The sequence below is a fragment of the Bradyrhizobium iriomotense genome (genome assembly GCF_018129405.1).
Classification (GTDB): domain Bacteria; phylum Pseudomonadota; class Alphaproteobacteria; order Rhizobiales; family Xanthobacteraceae; genus Bradyrhizobium; species Bradyrhizobium iriomotense_B.
The window spans coordinates 1-1082 of sequence record NZ_JAFCLP010000055.1 but is presented as its reverse complement, the minus strand read 5'-3'; the positions used below and the strand labels follow the sequence as shown (position 1 = coordinate 1082).

The 1082-nt window shown below is 62.9% G+C and carries 1 protein-coding gene; it reads left to right on the top strand.

Features of this window, described 5'->3' with window-relative positions; genetic code table 11:
• Positions 1-348: 348 nt before the first annotated feature.
• On the top strand, positions 349-1082 hold a 734-nt coding region (locus JQ592_RS38160; protein ID WP_211407852.1), incomplete at its 3' end, for a cache domain-containing protein.

Genomic DNA, 1082 nt, shown 5'->3' with positions numbered 1-1082 from the left:
GGCTAGCAGCCTCTCTAAACAGGCCGAGCAACTCTCCGGCGAAGTCGGGACGTTCCTGAAGGGCGTGCGCGCGGCGTGAGCCGCGCGACATCCGTGGCTCGAACACGACGATGCATCGACGAATCGGTGCATCGATTGAGCCGGCACTCGACCGCGTAAACACGATCACCATCCATATTTTTCTCGACACGTCGCCGCAGGCGTCGATGTCTCGCCTGCATATGCGTGTCCACGGCTGCGCGGATTGCGGCGAACCTGAACGCGCCATCTCCAGCGTTCAGGAATGGTAAGAACTTCCTGATACGGCTGCGCGAGAACAAGCATTCCACAACCGTTCCCGAGGCCGTCATGACGCTGCTCAGTCACCTGAAGATCCGCACCAAGCTCGCCAGCATGGTCTGTCTCGCGGCGCTCACGGTCACGGCACTCATCGTTGCATCGGCCTATCTCAGCAAGACCCGCATGCTCGACGATCGCGCGCGCCAGATGCAGACGGCGGTCGATCTGCTCCACGGCTTCGCGCAATCGCTCCATGACGAGGTCGCCGCCGGCAAGATGACGCTCGCCGATGCGCAAGCCCAGTTCAAGCTGCGCGGCCGGCAGATGAAGTTTGGCGGCGGCCAGGGTTATCCCGTCGTCTACACCGCCGATTCGACTGTCATGATGAACGGCGGCGCGCCTCAGCTCGAGGGCAAGAACAACGGCATCAAGGATGCCAATGGCATCGTGATCGGCGATGCCACCGTCAACACGGCGAGGCAAGCCCCTGAAGGCGCCATCCTGTCCTATCTTTTCCCGCGTCCAGGCGAGACCGTTCCGGTTCGCAAGCTGGTGTTCGCTCGCTACTTTGCACCCTGGAACGTCGCAATTGCCTACGGCCTCTATGTCGACGACATCGACGCCGACGTGCGCGCGCTGACGCTGGAGCTCGCCGCAATCGGCATCGGCCTGATGCTGCTGATGGCGACCTTGTCCTGGCTGATCGCCCGCGATGTGCTCGGCGCACTCGACCGCCAGAAGAACCGCATGCAGGCGATTTCCGAAGGCGCCATCGACAAGCCGGTCGAGGAGACCGACCGCGG